Raw genomic sequence first — 19,222 nt, forward strand, 5'->3', positions numbered from 1 at the left:
CAGGCCGATCGCCCACCGTGGCGAAGGGCCTGTCAGACGGGTCGATGCTCGCTTCCAAGCGGGCAGAGAAAGCCGCCGAGGCTTTCATCCCGATCGGCGCGCGCCTTCCTGGAAACGAACGGCGTCACGACGTCCTGACCGGCTGCCACCAATCCGGAATCTCATGATCGATCGGCTGGATCTCCCGAGAAAGGCTGGACATGGCCTCGACGCCGGTGTCCCCGAAGATGACGGTGTCGATACAACCGGCACCTCCGACAAAGCTCTCGAAACTGGCGACCAGATTTTTCTGGATCGTCTTTTTTTCACTGAAGTCGATGTCCCAAGTGAACTCGCCCACCCAATCAGGCGTGAAAGCAATGCCGAACTGATATCCGCCGATCCATTCGCGGAGATTCCATATGCCAGCGTCCTTATAGTACTTTTGCAGCGCGCTGCTCACGACCGAGAATGTATCCCCTGCCTTTGCGGTCCTGTGCAATACCTCAATCGCATCTGCCGCGATCTTGCTGGCCTTCGCGAGTTCGGGCGGCACATTCTTGCCGAGGTAAAACTGGCGGGCCGTATTGACGTGGTAGCGATGCTTGACCGCGCACGGATCAAGCAGAAGCGGGCCATTGTTGATGGGGCGGGTGCTGGACAGCGCATGGCAATATCTGCGCGTCCGTGAGACCGTATTGTGCAGCCCGGCAGTTTCGCCGCCCTCCTGGGCCATGGCCCATTCCATCTCGGCCCACACCTGCATTTCGGTCATCCCCGCATGCAGGCGCATCGTCTTTGGAGGATCGGTGCGCTGAATAGGATCATCGCTGTGCCTTATATTGCGGCTTGAGACGTGCAGGTTTCCGGACAGCACGTGAGCATATGCAGCGTCGAGGACCTTTGCGGCCTCCTTCATGACGTCAAGTTCTGCATCGGATTTGATGCGCTGCAGGTCGCGCAGCGGAACAGTGATGTCCTTGATCTTTGCGGTGAACCGTTTCGTGAGCTGTTCGGACAGATCGGCAGTCGTCGCCGCGTTCTGCCGTGGGGACCACATCTCGATCCCGATCACCACGTCTTTGGTCAGCCATCCTTGAGCCTCGAGTTCATCCAAAAGGAACTTGTGCACGCTCTCCTTGTCCGGCTTGGCGTCTTCGGGATGCTTCGGATCATCGAAGTGGCTGAAACCTCCGGCGATCGATGTGAACTGGATCAAATCCTTGTGATCGGAGGAATCGAACAGGAGGAAGCCGTCAGTCAGCTCCAACCCCTGTTTCGGCTTTGGGTTCCATTCTGGATTTGGACTGACGGTCTGGGCCTTTACCGATCTCTTGAAAATCGTGTGGTTGGAGTACTGTGTATCCTCGGTGCGGGCACCGTTCAACGGCACTCGGATCACTGCGTTCTTGCCTATATGGACCGCTGTAAAGTTGCACGGTGCCCATTCCGTGGTCGAGCCGGTTCGGTACCACCGCGCCTGATAGCCATGCAGCCAGCACTGCGCCTCGGGGGAGGACAACAGAACGACCTCGACGCGGCTGGGTCTCGGATTCTTCATTTCCTCCGGATCGTTCGGGTCCTTCATGTCCCCCATCGCGTCACGGAGCTTGCCCAACCGTGAAGCGTATTCGTCGGCCGAGAAGGCTATCTGCGGGGTAACTGCGGCATTGTCGTTCCGCATCCACTCTTCGAGCCTCAACAATTCTTCCATTGTTACTTTTTCGACCATTGTGGCGCCCATCTTCCATCTTGTGGAAGCCGCCAATTGGATTGGCGGTCTCCGGTTGAAATTGAAGGACAATCGATTCTGTAGTCGGGTCTGCTGTTACGCCTGCATAGGCATCGGGGCTGGCTGGAAATAATCTGAATGTATTGATATTGTACATGCAATAGATTTTTTTATGATTTAAATTGAGAAAAAATCAACTTTAGAGTGGCTTTCCAGTGAAACATCCATCAACCCCACCGACGCGGCGTAACCAGGCGAGACATCTCCCGAACCTGACCGCACTGGAGGCCTTCGAGGCAGCAGCCCGGCTCGGTGGACTAGCGCGAGCCGCCGACGAACTCTCGGTAACCACGAGCGCGGTATCCCACCAGGTCCGGGCGCTCGAGGAGCAGATCGGCGTGACGCTCTTCGACCGGACGAGCCGCCCCCTTCAACTGACCGTGGCCGGACAGCTTCTTCTGCCGGCGCTGCGCCAGGCCTTCGACGGCATCGCCGATCGGCTGACGGTGCTCGGCGCGAGCCCCATGCGCGGGGAGCTGCGCATCGCTTGCGCGCCTCTCCTCCTCTCGAGGCGAGTGCTGCCGCTGCTTGCCGAATATCTCGATCAGAACCGGGAGCTGAGCTTGTCCATCGTCACCCAGACCCCCCTGCCGGAAGGAACCGACATCGTCATCTCTTTCGGCGACGTTGACGTTCCCGGCGAGCGCAGGCCGCTCATGACGGACGCCTCCCTTCGCTTTTTCGCAGTGTGCAGTCCGCGACGCCTCAACCTTCCGCCGGCGATCCGGACGCCGAGCGATATCCTCAAGCATCCATTGATACACTACGACGATGGTTCGGACTGGCGCAGGCTGATGGCGACCGCCGGCCTAGTAAGCGATGCCGAGCCGCCGCTGCTGCGGGTGCCCAACCCGGTCATGGCATTCGAGCTGGCGGCGTTGGGCTGCGGGTTCGCGATCGCCGACGCAATGACGGCCGCTGACGAACTCGCGAGCGGCCAGCTGGTGCGTGTCTCCGATGTCGAGATGGACGCGCCGGCGCAGTATATGATGATCCTTCCGACGGACGAACCGCGTCGCCGCCGGGTCCGTGATCTGGAACGTTTTCTGTTCGAACGCCTGAGCTCCGGCCGGGTTTAACTGCTCTTCAAGCCGTTTGCGATGCTTTTCGATGGGAACCACGGGAGAAGGATCGCGTCGTGATCGACGCTGCCAGATGAGCAGATCGTCCCAATGGTCGAGAATCAAGGTGACGTTGATCGGCGCGCCAATGTTGGTTCGATAGCGCCGGATATGCGTCGCCTTTCTCGGATGTGTGGAACTTCCGGTCTTTGAGGTTACGCAGTCGGGGCGCGAAGCGTGCGTCGATACCGAGTTGATCCGCAAGATAGTTGATCACAGCCGCGAGCGGCTGCTCGTTATCCCACAAGAGCCGCACCGTCTGGTGCATTGTGCAAAGTTGAACCGCGAAGCCTAGCTTGTTCTGCGGTCGGCGGCGAAGCTCGCATTCCAAACGATCTGCCGGATCCAGTGTAAAGTGACGGATCAGGCTATCCTCGTCCGTCGATGCTCAGAGGATCGGCCTGGGGCTGTCGGCACGCCGCCTAAACGCCGATTGTGGTCGCGCCAGCTTGTGAATGAGCCTATGCAGGGGAATGATTTTCTACGTTTCCGGGCTCCTAAAAGAGTTTGCGACAGAGCCAGATCGCATAAAGGCCGCCAATCACGATAGCGACTGAAATCAAGCGCCGCATCTATACGCAACAAAATAAATTTCCTGGTTTCTAGCACATTCACTTCCGGCCAAGAGACGGCTCATACAATATCTAGTTGCTAACGACGGTCCGAAACAGCAGATAATCTGCACTTATCTCTGCAAACCGTCCCGCCTTATCTCTCCTGGCGTCACCAGCCATTTCTGATGCATGGTCGCGGTCATATGGCTTTGGCTCGAAAATCCGGTAAGCCGCGCCACTTCGCTGAGCGGGATTTCAGCGTTTGACGCCAGACGTTCAACTTCCCGCAGCCGCAAGCCCAAGACGAACTCATGGGGCGCCTGTCCTGTGCTCTGACGGAATGCGCGGCCAAAATGGCTTGGAGAAAACCCCGCGACCGCAGCGAGCTTTGCAAGGCTGATCTTTTCGCCCATATGAGCCTGAATGTAGTCCACCACACGCGTCATGATATTCGGTGGAATCCCGCCCTGCCTGCGCGGAACTCCACGCTGGCCCAGTTGGGAATAACTGCGCAACAGATGCGTCGCGAAAACGGTGATGAGCGAATCCACATAGAGCTCATTCGGCGAAGCATAACGAGCGCGCTTGAATTCGCTCTCGAGCATCCTGGCAATCCTCAACGCTGCGTGATCGACATGGCCCGGCCGAAGCAATTCCAGATCGATCGTGTCATTGTCGAATTCCGCGATCGCCAATTGCTGCAACCTCTCCGGCGACAACGCGAACAGGAAATTTTCCTTTGGCGTTTCCCAGCCGGCAAAGAATTCCGACTGAGCAGGCACCAGCTCAAGTGTTCCGGCCGTGGCGCTGAACTTTTCGCGCTTGTCGCTATTGAGCCCGACGATCCGCTGGGGTTGAGGGGTCAGCATGACGATGGCAAAATGGGCCGGCGCCGTAAAGGAAATCACATTTGGCCCGGTCCGCGTTCGCGTGACGCTGCCCGCCGATGAATGAAGCTTTGGCCCCCAACCGTCAGGCACCATGCTAAGCATTTTGTGTCGCTACCATCTGCAGCCCTTCCCCATTTCAACTGCGGCGCAAAAAGCGCGATTACATCTCCACCACGACTCTTCATATAGCTGTATATATGCAAATTATGATAACTAGAATCAGATTAACTACGCTCAGAAAGCGCATTCCGGATATTCATACATATTGTCGGCTAACCGGACGTATCGTTGTGCCACTGAAATGGCATTTAAACCGCTTTTTTTCGACTCTCTTCCGAGAAGTAGATTTCCGTCACCCGAAACTGCCCATTGAGGCTCTGTCGCAAACGCGAAGTCGAGATGCAGAAAGGGTGCTTGGTCAGTTTTTACCCGGCCAGGATTTCGAACTGCTCGACAGCGATGGCGCCGGATTATAGGCGTACCTCGTCTGTCGTTTGCGCATCATATGAACCATTTCAATCCCAGACAGGATCGTCGCGGCGCTAGCGCTTTGCCGGATGCGGATTGGCTTCAACGATTGCCGTGATCGATTTTGCAGGCGGCTTTCGCCATCGCAGGCAATGACTGCCCCCGGTTCGTCCGGCTGCCGTCGATGACGATACGATCTGGTCGACCATGACGGTTCAGCGCTTTGCGGATGAAGCGTTTGGCTGCCTGCAGGTCACGGTTCTCACTGAAGAAGAACTCGGCCGTGTCGCCCACGCTATCGATGGCGCGATAGAGATACATCCATCGAGCACGAACCTTCACATAGGTCTCATCAACATGCCATTTACGGGTGACAGGTCGCTTGCGATGGTTGAACCCGTTCGAGCAACAGCGGTGAGAACCGCACGACCCAGCGATGGATTGCGGAATGATCGACGTGAATGCCGCGCTCGGCCATCATCTCTTCCAGACCCGAAGGCTGAGATTGTACGCCAGGTACCAGCGTACACACAGCAGGATCACCGAACGGTTGAAATGGCGGCCTGAAAACAGGAACACCCTCCCAATTGAGGAACTCACATGCCTCAGCCAAGGTTGACGATGGGTTTGCGACAAAGCCAAAGGCCTGAGAACTTACGCATCGATCGCGCAAGGGGCTGAACAATCGCGCCGAAAACTCGCATCTGCCTCTGCGAAAACGCGGGGCGGCTGATGCAACGGTTTCGCTCGCCATGCGCGCTGCAACGCTTCACAAGCGTCTTCTCCGCAGTCCGAAATCTCTTCGTGCCGCCTCGTTCGGAACACTCAGCTATGCGGCATGTCGGAAGCCCACTTCAAGGAATTAACCTGACATCACCCCGGGAACTGCGGATGCTGCACTCTATGAAGCAAAGGCGCTCGGGGAGGGACCGGGTGTTGAGCGCGACTACGGCAGGACAGCGATCCAACCCGTGACCAAATCCCCCGGCGAAAGAGACATCACATGGTATTTGCTGCTCTTCTATCCGCCGGCCACCCTGCTTTTGGTGGGCATGAACACAGAAAACAATCCGAAAGCGCCGCAGGCAATTGCCGCAAAAAGCGGAAGGCCGTGCAAGGTCATCTCCATAGCGATGCCGCACAGGAATGGTCCTGCGAAAGCGCCCACTCCCCATGCCACGGAAAGCAGCGCGTAGATGCCGACGAGTTCCGAGCCTTCATAAAGATCGCCAAGCATCGCCACAGTCGTGGTGTAGATTCCAACGAATACGCCGCCCCAGACGAATAGCAGCGGATAGGCAAGCCAGGCGTGACCGAGCGCCATTGGCCAGAAAGCCGCGCCAATGGTTGCGAGGGCTGCTAGCAATCCTAGAAGCTTCGAACGTGGCATTCGATCTCCCAGCCAACCGATGGGCAGCTGCAGCGCAATCGCGCCGATGAGAAGCACCGTCAGAAGTATGGTGGCGGATTGTTCCGGCCATCCCAAGCTTACGGCATAGATAGGCAGAAGGCTCAGCCCCGCCGCCTCCAACGCTGCGTTGAGCGCCGCAGATGCGACAGCAACAGGCGCCAGCCTGAGATATCCAAATGGATTGCCGATTTCTTCGTGTTCGGCCTTCGGCTCTTTCGGCTTGTCGATGACGAGGACGATACAGGCGGCAAACGTGACCGCAGCGCCTATCACGAACGCCCAGAGCTCGTGACGACCCACAAGGACGAGGATGGCAGGACCAAGCGCCGTCCCGCACGAAAGCGCGGTCATGTATATGGCAATCAGGCGCCCGCGGGATGCCTCACTTGCCAAATGATTGAGCCAGGCTTCTGACACGACGAACAGTGTTTCAGACATCGCACCGAGCGCTGCGCGCAGGGGAAACCATATCCAAAGGAAAGGCGCGGCCGGAAACAGCAGGAGGATGCTCCCCGCACCGACAAGTGCGCTTTTCGCAAGGCGCCCGAAACCGAACCGACCAAAGAGGCGAGGCATGAAGGGTGCAGCCAGCAAGACGCCGACGGCGTACATTGCACTGTTTGCGCCAATGAGGCTCTCGGAATACCCCGCTTCGGAAAGCTCGAGCCCGATCAGGGGTGCGCTCAACCCATAGGTCAAGCCAAAGATGGTCGCCGTAGCGGTGATGACGACCGCGGTTCGCGTCGTCTCTTTCATACCCGGCTCCCCTCGGCTTCTGCACGCTCGTCGTGATGCGCAAAAGAACGGCGCGCCTGCAGGGCCTGGCGGAGCTTTCTGCGCCATCTGCCCTGGTTGTTCTCGACGATCGCCAACAGCAGGCGCGAATAGTCCAGCACCAGCCCTGGCGTCCAGGTCATAGCCTCCGCACGGCCGCGGACGAGGCGCAGAAGCCAGAATTGCGGATTGGTAAGAAGTTTGAAGAGGTCGCGCCAGATATGACCGGTATAGCCGCTGCCTTCAAGCGCAGCGTCCAATGCCTGGATGACTGTGGTCGAGCAATTGCGCGCTGTCAGATTGTAGGTGTTGTCCTGTGAATAGGCGGCCCAGAAGCGCCGAAGCGCCTCAGATTTGAAGCGCCGGAACGCCACGTTCTGATCCGGCATGCACCAATTGGCTGCCTCCCACTCGAGCGACGGATTAAATCGTCCCGGCACGTCGTTCTCATGACCTGCCCGAAGAAGCGCACGGAAGTCGTCCGGATTGTGGTCGATGTCGTCGGCCGGATAGTGGCTGACATAGAGATCCGGCGGCATCTCGAGCGCAGCATGCCCGGTGGAAATCACGCCATTCTTGTCGACCGCCGCAACGTACCGGTCGATCAACACTCTTCGTTCCGGGCTCCCGATCGCGCCCGCGGCCGTCCAGACGCAGACGTTGAGAACCTCATCGCCCGCGCTCCAGACATCTTCGTCCGGTGGAATGACTGGACGCGTAACCCCGCCTTGCCAGTTGCGGGCGGCATAGAGCGGAAGAGCCGTGACGGACCCGCCGTCCGGGAGTTCGCGCAAAGGCAAGGCCATTCGAACAATGGCGTATCCCGAGGTCAGCAGCAAAAGCGCAAAGCAGAACGGCACGGTCAAAAGATGAGGGACGGGCCATGACATCAATATGGCCGCCGCCAGGCACACCTCGACCACCCCGGCAACGATACCGACCCGCCACCGTGAGCTGTGGACGACGAATGCCGTAGCGATCCGGAAAAGCCCATCCACCAGGAAAGCGCAGCCGAACACGATCGCAGCTCCGATATTCTCATCCCAGGGGACGTTGAACACGAGAAACGCCGCGAAAAGGAAGGCGAATCCGCGAAATGCATCGATCCAGTGCTGACGGATGCCGACCGAGACGGCGGCGGCAATCTCGATAAGCCCCTCAACGATGAGGAAGATGGCGAACGTATCAAGCAAGATGAACAGCTTGCCGTCGCTCAGATCAAACAGAATGGCCAGGCCAAGCAGCATCCAGCCAATCCCGGCGATCACCAGGATTCTCCAGGCGGGTTTGAGCGCCTTCGCCCCAAGAAGCAAGAATACGAGCTGTATCATAAGAATCGATCCGGAAGAGCATCTGTTCATCCGGCTTTTGCTTGAGGGTTCTTATCGGCAGGATCCTGCCGAATGGATCGTTGACAATTGGGGGCTCAGAAGCAAACGCCAGAGGAACTGTCTGCATGAGCGAGATTGGAAACAGGCGGCCATCCAATCGCTTGCGAAAGAAACAAGTTCCGCTACTGGCTGAAGCCCTTCGCTTTCATGCAATCCGCGACCAGCTTCTCTCTGTCCAACTCCTGCTCGACCCCCGCAGCGATCCCCGCTCCGATCGCGCTTTGGTAAGTCTTGTAGTGGCCGCCCGAACCAATGCCGATCGTGGCAGCTTCGGCTTGATACTTGCATTCGGCCATAGCCTGCTCCGCTTCCGATTGAGGGACGTCATTCTTGACCCACGGCTTCTTGCTGCTGTTGCATCCGCTCAGAAGAACTGAAGCAGTCAGAACGACAAATGTGGTTCGCGCAATCATTGTCATTGTTCAGAAGTTCCTCAATAGTTGCTGTTCATCATCGTATTGGCGGGTGGGAAGAAGCGGCCCAGGACGCCTGTCTTACGGTCCTTGAAAAACGACAAAGCGAATGTCTTCCGTAGGCGTAAAGTTGTTTCGCCTTATCTCGAACGTCGTCGGCCCGGTTTTGTTAAGTCCGCTCATGCACAGTGACAGGACGGCATGAGGCTTCTCCTTGTCGATCGTCAGATGGAAATCTCCGATCGGTCCTTTCCAGTTCGCGCCGGTCGTCAGGACATAGCCCGCTTCAATCGGAGCGATTCCCTCCGGCTTTTGCGGATCTGCTTTCGCCGCAGCCTGTGCCTGTTTCAGGAGATGGCGAACCCCTGCCTTGCCCTGGTCATCAAGGCAATAGCTCGCATAATCCTTGAACTGCGTTTCGTCGGCGAAAATCGAAACGCCGCCGACGATGGGCTTGTAGCGGTGATCCACGACAAGAGCTTTTCCGGCCGGGAAAGTCTGCTCCCAATGAAATGTTGCGCGCAGGTTCCAGTTGACGCTGAAGTCAGCTGACCGATCGGAAGGATCCTCCTCTTCGATAAGCCCCCGCTCGACAAGGCCCCGCCAGACATTCTCCGGCAAGGCGCGCGCCTTGTCTTCCCATCCCGGGAGCTTCGAATTCACTGGCAGGCCTGCCTTCACGACGATAGCCGATACATCAGCGCCGTCATCGGTAATCGCCCTCTGCTCGAGCTTGGGATGGATGGACTTGTCGTTCGCGGTTACCTGGAAGCCAACGAAGTTCTCCTGATCCTCAACCGGCAGGAACACCGTTGCGAACGCGCTCTGGTCAATGTCCGGCAGGGGAAAGGCTACCGTTGTCGTGATGTCTCCGTCGCTTTCGTTGCGAAAGACATAGTGAACCCTGACCTCGCTCGGCGACAGATGGAGATCCTCGCTCTCCATCACGATATGTTCTGAGGTTGTCAGCGACAGCCCGCCCGCGCCGAGCATGGCGCTGGTGTCATTGGCGTGAAGCGGGGTGGCCATCAATGCAACGATCAAGGCGGGTGCAAACCGTGATTTGACTGGCGAGGGCCTCATATTCATGACTTTCTTGCCCCGTCCCAAAGCTCAGTTCGCATCGCCAGGATCATCGACGAGGCAACCGACGCCATGGCAGCCCTGATAGTTGCCATGTACGTCGAAGTTCGGCTCTCCCTGCCTGTCGAATTGTGGCCTGGGATCGATCGCCTCGTCGGGATTGTCGACCATGCATCCAATGCCATGGCAGCCGTTATATCCGTTGTCGGCACGGTAGTTGCTCGTCGTGTGCCGCCGATTGTGATGATCGTCGGCCATCCCCTCGATGAGCGCACCAAGAATGGCTCCTCCGACGACCGCGCCAACGTCATGACCGCGATGGTCGTACATTCGGGCATTGGGATCGAAGGTGTCGCCACGGCCATGATGGTAGCCGCCGACATCTGCGAAAATCCCGGAGCAGCCTTGCGCGACCCAGATGTACTTGCTGCGTGGATTGTAGCCCCACGTCCTGTTCAGAATACAAGGGCTTCCAGATGTCTGGTGAATGAGCTGCGGCTTGCTCAGCGGCCCTGCCCAGCATTCACCATACTGATAGTGTCTTGATTGGCATTCGACGGTCGATTGCGCGCGGGCGTCAGACATCACCCACGATGAGCCGAGCGCGAGCGAAGCCATGAAAACGTAACGAAGCATAAGATGCCCTCCAGTGTGATCGGATTGTCGGGCTCATCAACGAGCTTGCCTCGGCAAGACTCAGTCATTGATGGCCGTGATCTTGATCGTGTTGGCGTCCCCCACACCGGAGAACCAAACCTCGCCATCACCTATTGAGACGCCCTGCCAATTGGCGAACAGTGTCTCGTACGACTGTTTGGTGATCGCCTGTTTCACCTTGGCGGTAATGATCTTGTCGTAATCCGCGACGAAATGGGCTGCATCCTTCAGTTTGACTGCCTTGCCGTTGATCCGGGCTCGGAAGGGGTAATCAACCATCGACGCGACTGTCTGCTTGTCGCTGGCGCCGACAGCCTCTTGCAGCTTGCCAAAGAACTGCTGGTACGGCGCGTGGGCCCCAAACAGCGTGTCAAGTGTCTGGTTTGTCTCGACGATCGTTTGCGCCGCAGTTCCTGCGATGCTGCAACTCAATAGAGCGGTAGAAACCAGCATGAAAAGGAAGTTCTTCAATATTATTCCTCTCTTCTGGAACACTCAGGCGTACCTTGAACAAATCAGACTTGTCTTTCGAATGCCTCGATTGTCGGCGTGAGCTGGCGTCGGCAAATTGCAGACGACATCTCGTCGATAGCGAGGCGGGCACGTAGATAGCCCATTAAACCCGTTTATTTCATCCCCCCGTCGCCTCAAAGCCTTGCGATTATTGAGTGTGCGGTCCGTTGTCGATTTTGGTCGGATTTCAACATAATGATCAGGTTTCGACATACCTTGTTGCAACGAAGGGGTTTGTGTGCGCCGTAAATTGTATCGCCACGAAAAACGAGAGCGAGAAAGCGCTTCAGATGCTTGTGTTTATTGGCTTTTTCCGGCTATTCGTGAATGAACACGTCTATCTTCAAAGGGAAAGCAATTATGGATTTTGGAACAATTCTGGCGCAGATCATTGGTGGCGCCGTCGGCGGTACCGCGGGCGGCAAGGTCATCAAGGACTCCGATCTCGGCAATATCGGCAACCTCATCGCCGGCGCGATCGGTGGAGTTGGCGGCGGCTCACTGCTGGGTTCGATCCTTGGGGCGGCGACAGGTGACGCTTCAGCGGGTCTCGACATCGGCGCCTTGCTCGGCCAACTGGTCGGTGGCGGCGTGGGCGGAGCGATCGTCCAGATCGTCGTCGGCCTGATCAAGAACAAGCTGATCGGCAGCCGTTAACGCTCTATCAAACCTCAGAGTTTTCCAGCCACGCAATTCGGCTGGCCGCATCCCAGGAAAAAGGAAATATCAGATGTATAAGTTCGAAGTTTACCAGGACAAAGCTGGCGAGTACCGGTTCCGCTTTCGTGCCTCGAACGGTGAGATCATGTTCAGCTCCGAGGGTTATGCCGCGAAGGCGTCGGCCTTGAAGTCGATCGAGTCACTGAAGAAGAATGTTCCAGCGGCCGCAATCGAAGACCAGACGACAGCGACTGCCTGAACGTGGAAAAAAGGCGGGCAGCTTGATCCCTGCCCGCCCTCGCCCGCAATCAATGCAGGTCACGGGTGTAGACAAATTTCGGCATGCTCCAGTTAAAGCGCAGAGCAAGCAGGCGTAACAGCAATCCGACCGCCATTGCGACAAGCATAACAACGTCGTGGTTGACCCGGCTGACAGGCCAGCGACGTAGACGCCGCCAGCGACGACCGAAACGGTGGCGTCAGGACAGATCGTCCGGCTTTCCGGTAACCGACCAATTGTCGCCTGCAACCTCGATGACGAGCAGGTCGATTTATTGCGGGCACATACAAGCCAGCCTGAGGTAATCCCCTACAGCGACAGATCTCCTGCATGGGAGATGCCCAGGGGCGCCGATATCCTATTTGCGTTTTTTCGCGGATGGGCAGATGCTCCCAGAGGAAAGCCTGAGGGATGGCCTTTCAATCTGAAATGGATCCAGATCGTGTCAGCAGGAATCGACGCTTTTCCAACATGGGTTTTCGATGCCCCGCTGGTGACCACGGGACGGGGAATTTCTGCCGAAGCAATCTCGGAATATGTCGTCGCGGCGATCTTCGCTAATGAGAAGCGGCTGTTCGATGATTTCCTGGTTCGATCTTTGGAAGGGTGGACCAGAAAAACTTTGGGCCTCGTGTCGGGAAAGTCAGTCGGCTTTTATGGCTACGGAGCGATTGGTCGTAAAGCGAGCGAAAAGCTCATAGCGTTGGGCACGAAGGTGCACGCTGTTCGTCGTGGCAAGCCCGAGAGCAATAAAGATACCAATTTCATACCTCGCTTGCCGAGTTGGTCGCTTCGGTCGATCACCTGGTACTTGCCGTTCCGTTGACCAAGGCAACGCGACAATCTCTAGACAGGCACATTTTCGATGCTGCTAAACTTGGCTTGCACCTGATCAATGTTTGTCGGGGCGAAGTGCTTGATGACGAGGCGCTCATCGATGCACTCGAAAAAGGGCGTGTGGCCGCAGCGACGCTTGATGTGACAGCCCCTGAACCGCTTCCGGCCGGACACCCGTTCTATTCTCACCCCAAGATCCGATTAACGCCGCATATCTCGTGGTCGTCGGAAGATAACCGGCTGCGTATTGCGGAGAAGCTTCACGCCAATCTCGATCATTTCCTCGCAGGCGAGCCCCTCCCCGATCAGGTCGTCAAGGGCCGAGGATATTGAGCCTGCAATGTTCTGGAGCGACCACGAGGCGATGGCAAAAAGCTGACGACTGTTTCGGAAAAGCTGCTCGGATCCATCGAAAGCCGATAGTGTTAAGGATAGTAGACATGACGAAGACGATCGATTTTTTCTTTGGTATAGGCTCTCCTTGGACTTTTATTGGCCTCGACGGCTTCACGGATCTTGCCAACCGCTTCGGTGCAAAAATTGAGCCGTTTGTCATTCCGTTGATCGAGGAAAACGGCGGCATCTATTCCCACGACCGGCCAGACAAACGTCGGGCCTACTGGACCACAGACCTGAAACGCTGGGCTGCTGTCCGCAACAAGGTTCTCAATTTCAACAATCGCGCGGCTCGGTCCGGGCCGGGTTATGGATGGAGCAGCGAGCACGAACACCGCGCATTCGGATTGAGGTGAAAGACCTGAAAAATTCAGCCATGGGATGAGTACTATTCATTGTCGTTTCAGGCCAAGTGCAAATGCCTCGGCAAACTGAAGCGCGCTTGGATCAATCCCCGTCGAATAGCCCCGGCGGATGAGATGGTTGTTAAGGACGCCGGTGCCGATATTTCCCGCGGCGCCCGGTGCATAGGGGCACCCCCCCAATCCACCCGCGGAACTGTCGAACGTGATGATGCCTCTTTCCAGTGACACATCGACATTTTCCAGGGCTCGCCCCGAAGTGTCATGGAAATGGCATGCCACCATTGAAGCTGGAACCCGGTCGAGCACCGTTTCAAGCATGCGGTCTACACGGTCCGGCAAACCTCGACCGATCGTGTCGGCCACCGAAATTTCATGACATCCCAGATCCCTAAGCTGCGCGGCAACGGTGGCGACCGCATCGGGTGCGATTTCACCTTCGTAAGGACAATCGACAGCGCAGGACACATAGCCGCGCACCCGTATGTTGTGCGATTGCGCGAGGCTGATCACCGGCACGAACCGTTCAAAACTTTCCGCAATGGTGCAGTTGATGTTTCTGGACGCAAAGGTTTCCGAGGCACTGGTAAAGACGGCCAGTTCGTCGGCGCCCGCGGCAATCGCGGCGATGGCGCCCTTGTCGTTGGGCACCAGCACGGAGCGCACCAAGCCTTCTCGCGCCGGCGTGCGGCGCATCACCGCGTCATGATCGGCCATCTGCGGCACCCATCTTGGCGAGACGAACGCGGTGATTTCGATACGAGGCAGACCAGCATCAGCCAGCATGCGGATGAGCTTCAGCTTGTCCTCGGTGGAGACGATGTTCTTCTCGTTTTGCAGGCCGTCACGGGGCCCCACCTCGACAATCGTGATCGCGCGGCCGACCATCAATGGACGGCTGCATACATGATTGTCTCTTCCGTGGCGATGCGGCGGTCCATTTCCTCGACAATCTTGCCCTGACGGGCAATCAGGATACGGTCCGACAGGCTGAGTATCTCGGGCAGGTAGGACGAGATGACCGCGACCGCGATCCCTTGGTCGGCAAGCTGGTTGATGAAGGTATGGATTTCGGCGATGGCGCCGACATCGACGCCTCGTGTAGGCTCATCGAAGACCACGAGCCTTGGTTTCTGGACCAGTGCCTTGGCAATCACGACTTTCTGCTGATTGCCACCCGACAGTTCTATGACCTTGGCATCGGGATCGATAGTCCGCACATTGAGGCGTTTACGCCATTCCTCGGCGACCGACCGCGCCTGCTTCATCGACACGATGTTGAAGCCGCCAAAGGACTGTCCGCCGATCTGCCCCATATAGATGTTCTCGGCGATGCTCATCGTCTCGAAGAAGCCTTCTGCCTTTCGCTCCTCGGTCACATAGACGACGCCGTCACGCACCGCCGGCGCGGGCACCAGATAGCGCTTGGACTGGCCATCGATCTTGACTTCTCCGCCATGAAAGAAATCGCGTTTGAGAACCCCGCATACCACCTTCAGCGTCTCGGTCCGGCCGGAGCCGACCAAACCGAAAATGCCGGTGACCTGGCCCGCATAGAGCGAAAACGATGTGTTGCGCACCATGTTGCCCATCGAGAGATTTTCGACCGAGAGCACTTTTGCGCCACGCGGCCTTGGAGCGCGCATGCGCGAGGCACCGCTGTAGATCTCATCTGTCAGCGTTCGACCGACCATAGCCTGAATAATCTTCTGACGATCGAACGCGGCGGCCTTATCCGAGGCCACCAGCCTGCCATCTCTCAGGATGGTAATCCGATCCGCAACCATGAGCGCCTCTTCAAGCGCATGCGAAATGAATATGATAGAGACCCCCTCGTCCTTCAGCTTCCTGATCAGCTTGAAGAAGTAGCTCTTTTCCTCCGGCGTGAGGGTCGCCGTCGGCTCATCGAAGATGATTACCTTTGCCTTGTGATGCACCGCTCGCGCGATCTCGACCATCTGCTTCTGTGCGGCGCCCAAAGAGCCCACGATGGCTGAAGGATCAACGTGGAAGTTCAGGGATTGGAGGAATTGCTGAGCGGAAATGTAAATGCCGCGAAGCCGGTTCAGAGGCTTCTCCTTTCCCAGATAGATATTCTGCGCCACCGACATCGACGGGACCAGGCTGTTTTCCTGGTAGACCATGGCTATCCCTTTCGCGAGCCCCTCGGCCGGGGTCGCAAGCCTCTCCTCACGGCCGTTGATGAACATCTTGCCGCTGCTGAGCGGATAGACGCCGGCGATGATCTTGGTCAGCGTCGACTTTCCGGCTCCATTCTCGCCGAGCAGCGCATGAACCTCACCAGGCTGCAGCTGGAAGTCGACGTCCGAGAAAGCAGGATTGCCGCGAAAATCCTTTGTTGCAGCCTTGAGTTCGACAATCGGTGTCATGCCGCGGCCTCCTCAAAAGCCGAGAGGTCGTCCGGCTCGGTCGGCTCGAGATGATCGAGCCCAAGGATTTCGCCTCGACCTTTGGAGGCGACGAACAGCCTGTCGCGGATTTCGACACAGGATGTGATGCCGTGCCGGTGGCCATCGGCCCTGCTGTGGGCGCTCCAGATGGGCTGAAAACTGTCATCGAGACGAACCAGCAGACCATAGGATCGGCTCGGCGCCCAGGGTTTGTGGATGCCCAGTCGTATGACACTGCCTGCCTGCAACGGTTCCTTGAAACTGCGTCCGCTCGAAAGTGTAGGGGCGATCCAATATTCCGGCGCGATGGTCTCCATCATTTCGCGCCTGTAGCGGTTTTCGCGCAGCACGAATTCCTGCAATTGGGAGCGGACCGCAAACATGGTCAGCCAGTATCCAGTCTGGCTGGCCGGCTGTATCCGGCCGGGATACGCGGGCAGATCCGCAAGCACGGTTGTGAAGTTGCCGCTGGCAATGTCCAGCGCCAGGAGGCGATGTTTCCAGGCCTCGGTAACGACCAGCCTGCCATTGCCCGCAACGGCAACGCCCGAGGGAAATCCCAGTCCTCCCTTGACGAGGCTCGCATTTCCGGATCCGAGATCAATTTTCACGACGCTTCCGCTGCGGCCAAGGTTCAAGAGATCCCGGCTCCATTCGAGAGCTGAATGCGCGCTTGAGCCATTGCAAACGACCAGCGTGTCTTCATCCAGGAAAACAGCGGCCGTCGGGCAGTCGAGCTGCTGGCCGGACAGGTTCGCGGCAAGTCGCTTGCCATCGTGGCGACCGCCGACGATCGCGATGCCAAGCTTATCCAGCCCCAGGGCAAGAGCGCCCCGCGGTGACGACGACAGGAACGTGATCTCGGCATCGCAGGTGCTGCGAATGGAGGTACTGCCGTTGTCGTGAAGTTCAAGCAGCCGGTTGCCTGACGTCAGCAGCACCTGGCCACTCGCGATCGTCAGATTGTCCGCCGCCTCCACCGTCGAGACGCTGGCGATGCGTTCGAGATAATTGTTGGGCTTGAGCGCGCCGTCCATGACCGGAACCGTGATGGAATGCTCGCCGCGTCCACCCATGAACCTGTCGAGGAAACTGCCGATGCGACGAGATATCCTCATGCGTTTGCTCCCCAGTAGGACGCTTGCGACGTCCAGTTTGGATCGGCATCCGGCAGCTTGAGACGGCCTATTCGATCGTTGTAGAGTCCACCAAGATACAGATAGCCCTTGTGCTCGCGCATCGACGTCACCATCGGGTGGTTCTTGCCTCCGAGATCCCAATAGGATTCCACGATTTCGCCATTCGGCTTGAATTTCAGCACGCAGCCCGTGTTGATGTTCGGGAACAACCATTCATCGCGCGCCACGCGCTTGGCCATGCGTTTGCGCAGCGACGGCATTCTCATCGCCAGGTCGAGAGCCGGCGAGCGCATGCCGACAAGCGCCACCCAGAAACTCCCGTCGGAAGCCCGATTGATGTTGTCGGGATACCCCGGCAGATTTGGGATCGTGGTTTCACAGGTGCCCTTCTTGGGACCGTCGAACCAGTAGCGATTGACACGGCAGCCCCAGGTCTCGGCGAAGAAGAACGACTGACCGTCGCCGGCCATGCAGACCCCGTTGGGGAATTGCAGATTTCTGAGGATCGTCTTCGTCGAACGATCGCGCGGATCAAAGCAGATCAGGCGACCGTTGCCCCGGCTCTCCAGCGCGTCCGTCGCCCAGTCGTGCATGTCGTAGCGGATGGTTGCCTCGGAAAAGAAGATGCGGCCATCCGGCGCGATGTCGAGATCGTCGGCAAGCTTCAGGCGGGAATCGTCGATCACCGAGAGAACCGTCCGCTTGGTCTCGTCGGTCAGCTTTGTCACCTGCCGATCCGGCGAAACCTGATAGAGACCCATCCCGCCGATACAGACATTCAGATTCTCCTTGGCGTCAAAAGCCAGGCCCAGCGGGTGGCCGCCAATATGAACGAATATCTCCCATCTGGTGTAGTCCGGCGCGAAGAAGCGAACGATGTCGCCATGCCGATTTGGACAGTAGAGATTGTCGTTCCTGTCGAAAATGACGTCCTCGGGACCTTCGATCTCGCCCTTGCCGATGAGCGAAACATCCTTCAAGCGATCGTTCAGCGCGTAGGGACTGTCGGATCCCGCGTCGGTCTCAGGGAGGGCCGGGAGACGGAAGTAACCGGGTGACACGTAGACCTTGTTCAGAAGCTTGTGCCGGTTCTTCAGCCAGCGGACATCGATGGCCACGACTGCGAGCAGGACGATACCGAGGATCATCGAACTGACGCCGCCACTGATCCCGACGCGAACCATGCTGTCGGTCAAAATGAGCACGACAACCGCGCCGAGCACCGATTTTACCACTGAGCCACGGCCGCCACCGAGACTGTTGCCTCCAAGAACGGCGGCGGTCAGCGCCGCGATCTCGAGGCCGACCCCGGTATCCGATCCCGCACTGCCCAGGCGCGCCGCGAAAAACACGCCGGCCAGCGACGCAAGCACGCTCGACCAGACATAGGTGGTGAAGATCGTGAACTTGACCCGCAGACCGGCATTGTAGGCGGAGCGACGGCTGCCGCCGACCGCTGTAATATGCCATCCGGCCCGTGCCCTGGTCAGGATGACGTGCCAGAGGCCGATGACGACGATGGCGACGAGGAAAGCGAAGGGAATGCCAAGGACCTGGCCTTCGCCGATGAAGTACCACAGATCGGACTCCGGGAAGACCGCCGATATCTGAACCGCGTAGCGCAGCAGGATGATGTCGACGATCGATCGGATGATGATGAGCGTGACCAGCGTTGTCAGGAACGCCCGGATGCGCAGATAGCCGATCAGGAAGCCGTTGACCGCACCGCAAAGGGCGCCGACAGCCAGGGTGGCCATCACTGTGGCCCAGACCGGCCATCCCAGCAAGGTGATGCAGACAAGGGCCGTGATGTTGGCCAGGGCAAAGACGCTGCCGACCGAGAGGTCGAGGCCGCCGGCAAGCAGGACAATGCCCATGGCGACGACGACCAGCGAGAACTCCGACAGTTGGCGCGACGTCTCCGTGAGGCTCGACAGCGTGAAGAAATGCGGATTCTGGAGAAGAAAGAAGCCGATCGTCAAAATTGTCGCAAGCATGGGAACGGCATTGTCGCTCCAGCGCTTGGTCAGTACCTCGCCAAGCACCTTTTCGGGAAAATAGCGAAAATAGAGGCGCTCGATCGCTTCCATC

General features: G+C 58.0%; 17 protein-coding genes and 4 pseudogenes. 7 read left to right on the forward strand and 14 right to left on the reverse strand.

The window, feature by feature from the left end:
- Positions 1 to 124: 124 nt before the first annotated feature.
- The gene (locus AC07UC_RS31405) at positions 125 to 1,723 is read right to left on the reverse strand and encodes a M24 family metallopeptidase (RefSeq protein ID WP_494908562.1); all 1,599 of its coding nucleotides are present in this window, start codon (positions 1,721 to 1,723) and stop codon (positions 125 to 127) included.
- Positions 1,724 to 1,926: 203 nt separating this feature from the next.
- On the opposite strand from AC07UC_RS31405, the gene AC07UC_RS31410 reads away from it, so the two are divergent.
- On the forward strand, positions 1,927 to 2,850 hold the full coding sequence (locus AC07UC_RS31410) for a LysR substrate-binding domain-containing protein (RefSeq protein ID WP_494908564.1): 924 nt from the start codon (positions 1,927 to 1,929) through the stop codon (positions 2,848 to 2,850).
- Positions 2,851 to 2,899: 49 nt separating this feature from the next.
- Here the strand turns inward: AC07UC_RS31410 and AC07UC_RS31415 are convergent.
- The 3 genes and pseudogenes from AC07UC_RS31415 to AC07UC_RS31425 all read right to left on the reverse strand — a co-directional run.
- Positions 2,900 to 3,259: pseudogene (locus AC07UC_RS31415) on the reverse strand (DUF4158 domain-containing protein); the annotation flags it as partial.
- A gap of 318 nt (positions 3,260 to 3,577) precedes the next feature.
- Complete coding sequence (locus AC07UC_RS31420) at positions 3,578 to 4,438, reverse strand: helix-turn-helix domain-containing protein (protein WP_494908565.1); 861 nt, start codon at positions 4,436 to 4,438, stop codon at positions 3,578 to 3,580.
- Positions 4,439 to 4,761: 323 nt separating this feature from the next.
- Positions 4,762 to 5,377 (reverse strand): annotated as a pseudogene (locus AC07UC_RS31425) (IS6 family transposase).
- An 86-nt stretch (positions 5,378 to 5,463) separates the two neighbouring features.
- Here AC07UC_RS31425 and AC07UC_RS31430 point away from each other — a divergent pair.
- Positions 5,464 to 5,638, forward strand: a pseudogene (locus tag AC07UC_RS31430) (DDE-type integrase/transposase/recombinase); the annotation flags it as partial.
- Positions 5,639 to 5,825: 187 nt separating this feature from the next.
- Here AC07UC_RS31430 and AC07UC_RS31435 read toward each other — a convergent pair.
- The 6 genes from AC07UC_RS31435 to AC07UC_RS31460 all read right to left on the reverse strand — a co-directional run bounded on the left by AC07UC_RS31435 (position 5,826) and on the right by AC07UC_RS31460 (position 11,004).
- Entirely contained in the window at positions 5,826 to 6,971 is a 1,146-nt protein-coding gene (locus AC07UC_RS31435) for an MFS transporter (protein WP_494908566.1), read from the reverse strand.
- Positions 6,968 to 8,320, reverse strand: a complete 1,353-nt coding sequence (locus tag AC07UC_RS31440; RefSeq protein WP_494908567.1) for an HdeD family acid-resistance protein — start codon at positions 8,318 to 8,320, stop codon at positions 6,968 to 6,970. Before AC07UC_RS31440 ends, AC07UC_RS31435 begins: the two co-directional genes overlap by 4 nt.
- A 182-nt stretch (positions 8,321 to 8,502) precedes the next feature.
- A complete protein-coding gene (locus AC07UC_RS31445; protein ID WP_494908569.1) occupies positions 8,503 to 8,799 on the reverse strand; it encodes a hypothetical protein in 297 nt (98 codons plus the stop codon).
- Positions 8,800 to 8,874: 75 nt separating this feature from the next.
- Positions 8,875 to 9,822 carry a DUF4424 domain-containing protein gene (locus tag AC07UC_RS31450; protein ID WP_494908570.1) on the reverse strand — a complete coding sequence of 316 codons (948 nt, stop codon included), beginning with the start codon at positions 9,820 to 9,822 and terminating at the stop codon, positions 8,875 to 8,877.
- An 84-nt stretch (positions 9,823 to 9,906) separates the two neighbouring features.
- A complete protein-coding gene (locus AC07UC_RS31455) occupies positions 9,907 to 10,494 on the reverse strand; it encodes a DUF3011 domain-containing protein (RefSeq protein WP_494908571.1) in 588 nt (195 codons plus the stop codon).
- 78 nt (positions 10,495 to 10,572) lie between these two features.
- Positions 10,573 to 11,004, reverse strand: a complete 432-nt coding sequence (locus AC07UC_RS31460) for a hypothetical protein (RefSeq protein WP_494908572.1) — start codon at positions 11,002 to 11,004, stop codon at positions 10,573 to 10,575.
- 402 nt (positions 11,005 to 11,406) lie between these two features.
- Here AC07UC_RS31460 and AC07UC_RS31465 point away from each other — a divergent pair, with 402 nt between their 5' ends.
- The 5 genes and pseudogenes from AC07UC_RS31465 to AC07UC_RS31485 form a co-directional block, all read left to right on the forward strand.
- A complete protein-coding gene (locus AC07UC_RS31465; RefSeq protein WP_494908573.1) occupies positions 11,407 to 11,703 on the forward strand; it encodes a hypothetical protein in 297 nt (98 codons plus the stop codon).
- Positions 11,704 to 11,776: 73 nt separating this feature from the next.
- Complete coding sequence (locus AC07UC_RS31470) at positions 11,777 to 11,965, forward strand: YegP family protein (protein ID WP_494908574.1); 189 nt, start codon at positions 11,777 to 11,779, stop codon at positions 11,963 to 11,965.
- A 214-nt stretch (positions 11,966 to 12,179) separates the two neighbouring features.
- Positions 12,180 to 12,812 (forward strand): Rossmann-fold NAD(P)-binding domain-containing protein, encoded by a 633-nt coding sequence (locus AC07UC_RS31475; protein ID WP_494908575.1) that lies wholly within the window; start codon positions 12,180 to 12,182, stop codon positions 12,810 to 12,812.
- Entirely contained in the window at positions 12,809 to 13,156 is a 348-nt protein-coding gene (locus AC07UC_RS31480; protein WP_494908576.1) for an NAD(P)-dependent oxidoreductase, read from the forward strand. The genes AC07UC_RS31475 and AC07UC_RS31480 overlap by 4 nt, the downstream gene beginning before the upstream one ends.
- Positions 13,157 to 13,263: 107 nt before the next feature.
- Positions 13,264 to 13,524, forward strand: a pseudogene (locus AC07UC_RS31485) (2-hydroxychromene-2-carboxylate isomerase); the annotation flags it as partial.
- An 87-nt stretch (positions 13,525 to 13,611) separates the two neighbouring features.
- Here AC07UC_RS31485 and AC07UC_RS31490 read toward each other — a convergent pair.
- Genes AC07UC_RS31490 through AC07UC_RS31505 form a run of 4 tightly spaced genes read right to left on the reverse strand, consistent with a single transcriptional unit; the run spans position 13,612 to position 19,221 of the window.
- A complete protein-coding gene (locus tag AC07UC_RS31490; RefSeq protein WP_494909016.1) occupies positions 13,612 to 14,469 on the reverse strand; it encodes a hydroxymethylglutaryl-CoA lyase in 858 nt (285 codons plus the stop codon).
- Positions 14,469 to 15,971, reverse strand: coding sequence for a sugar ABC transporter ATP-binding protein (locus AC07UC_RS31495; protein ID WP_494908577.1), 1,503 nt, complete (start codon positions 15,969 to 15,971; stop codon positions 14,469 to 14,471). The genes AC07UC_RS31490 and AC07UC_RS31495 overlap by 1 nt, the downstream gene beginning before the upstream one ends.
- Positions 15,968 to 17,110, reverse strand: a complete 1,143-nt coding sequence (locus tag AC07UC_RS31500) for a YncE family protein (RefSeq protein WP_494908578.1) — start codon at positions 17,108 to 17,110, stop codon at positions 15,968 to 15,970. The genes AC07UC_RS31495 and AC07UC_RS31500 overlap by 4 nt, the downstream gene beginning before the upstream one ends.
- A complete protein-coding gene (locus tag AC07UC_RS31505; RefSeq protein WP_494908579.1) occupies positions 17,107 to 19,221 on the reverse strand; it encodes an ABC transporter permease in 2,115 nt (704 codons plus the stop codon). Before AC07UC_RS31505 ends, AC07UC_RS31500 begins: the two co-directional genes overlap by 4 nt.
- Position 19,222 lies beyond the last annotated feature (1 nt).

It is taken from the genome of Mesorhizobium sp. GW821-FHT04C10 (assembly GCF_059420305.1).

What these genes read in the sequence shown, in the direction of transcription:
- AC07UC_RS31405 (WP_494908562.1), bottom strand. Translation starts at nt 1,723, where the DNA reads ATGGGCGCCACAATGGTCGAAAAAGTAACAATGGAAGAATTGTTGAGG.
- AC07UC_RS31420 (WP_494908565.1), bottom strand. Translation starts at nt 4,438, where the DNA reads ATGCTTAGCATGGTGCCTGACGGTTGGGGGCCAAAGCTTCATTCATCG.
- AC07UC_RS31435 (WP_494908566.1), bottom strand. Translation starts at nt 6,971, where the DNA reads ATGAAAGAGACGACGCGAACCGCGGTCGTCATCACCGCTACGGCGACC.
- AC07UC_RS31440 (WP_494908567.1), bottom strand. Translation starts at nt 8,320, where the DNA reads ATGATACAGCTCGTATTCTTGCTTCTTGGGGCGAAGGCGCTCAAACCC.
- AC07UC_RS31445 (WP_494908569.1), bottom strand. Translation starts at nt 8,799, where the DNA reads ATGACAATGATTGCGCGAACCACATTTGTCGTTCTGACTGCTTCAGTT.
- AC07UC_RS31450 (WP_494908570.1), bottom strand. Translation starts at nt 9,822, where the DNA reads ATGGCCACCCCGCTTCACGCCAATGACACCAGCGCCATGCTCGGCGCG.
- AC07UC_RS31455 (WP_494908571.1), bottom strand. Translation starts at nt 10,494, where the DNA reads ATGGCTTCGCTCGCGCTCGGCTCATCGTGGGTGATGTCTGACGCCCGC.
- AC07UC_RS31465 (WP_494908573.1), top strand. Translation starts at nt 11,407, where the DNA reads ATGGATTTTGGAACAATTCTGGCGCAGATCATTGGTGGCGCCGTCGGC.
- AC07UC_RS31470 (WP_494908574.1), top strand. Translation starts at nt 11,777, where the DNA reads ATGTATAAGTTCGAAGTTTACCAGGACAAAGCTGGCGAGTACCGGTTC.
- AC07UC_RS31490 (WP_494909016.1), bottom strand. Translation starts at nt 14,469, where the DNA reads ATGGTCGGCCGCGCGATCACGATTGTCGAGGTGGGGCCCCGTGACGGC.
- AC07UC_RS31495 (WP_494908577.1), bottom strand. Translation starts at nt 15,971, where the DNA reads ATGACACCGATTGTCGAACTCAAGGCTGCAACAAAGGATTTTCGCGGC.
- AC07UC_RS31500 (WP_494908578.1), bottom strand. Translation starts at nt 17,110, where the DNA reads ATGAGGATATCTCGTCGCATCGGCAGTTTCCTCGACAGGTTCATGGGT.
- AC07UC_RS31505 (WP_494908579.1), bottom strand. Translation starts at nt 19,221, where the DNA reads ATGGAAGCGATCGAGCGCCTCTATTTTCGCTATTTTCCCGAAAAGGTG.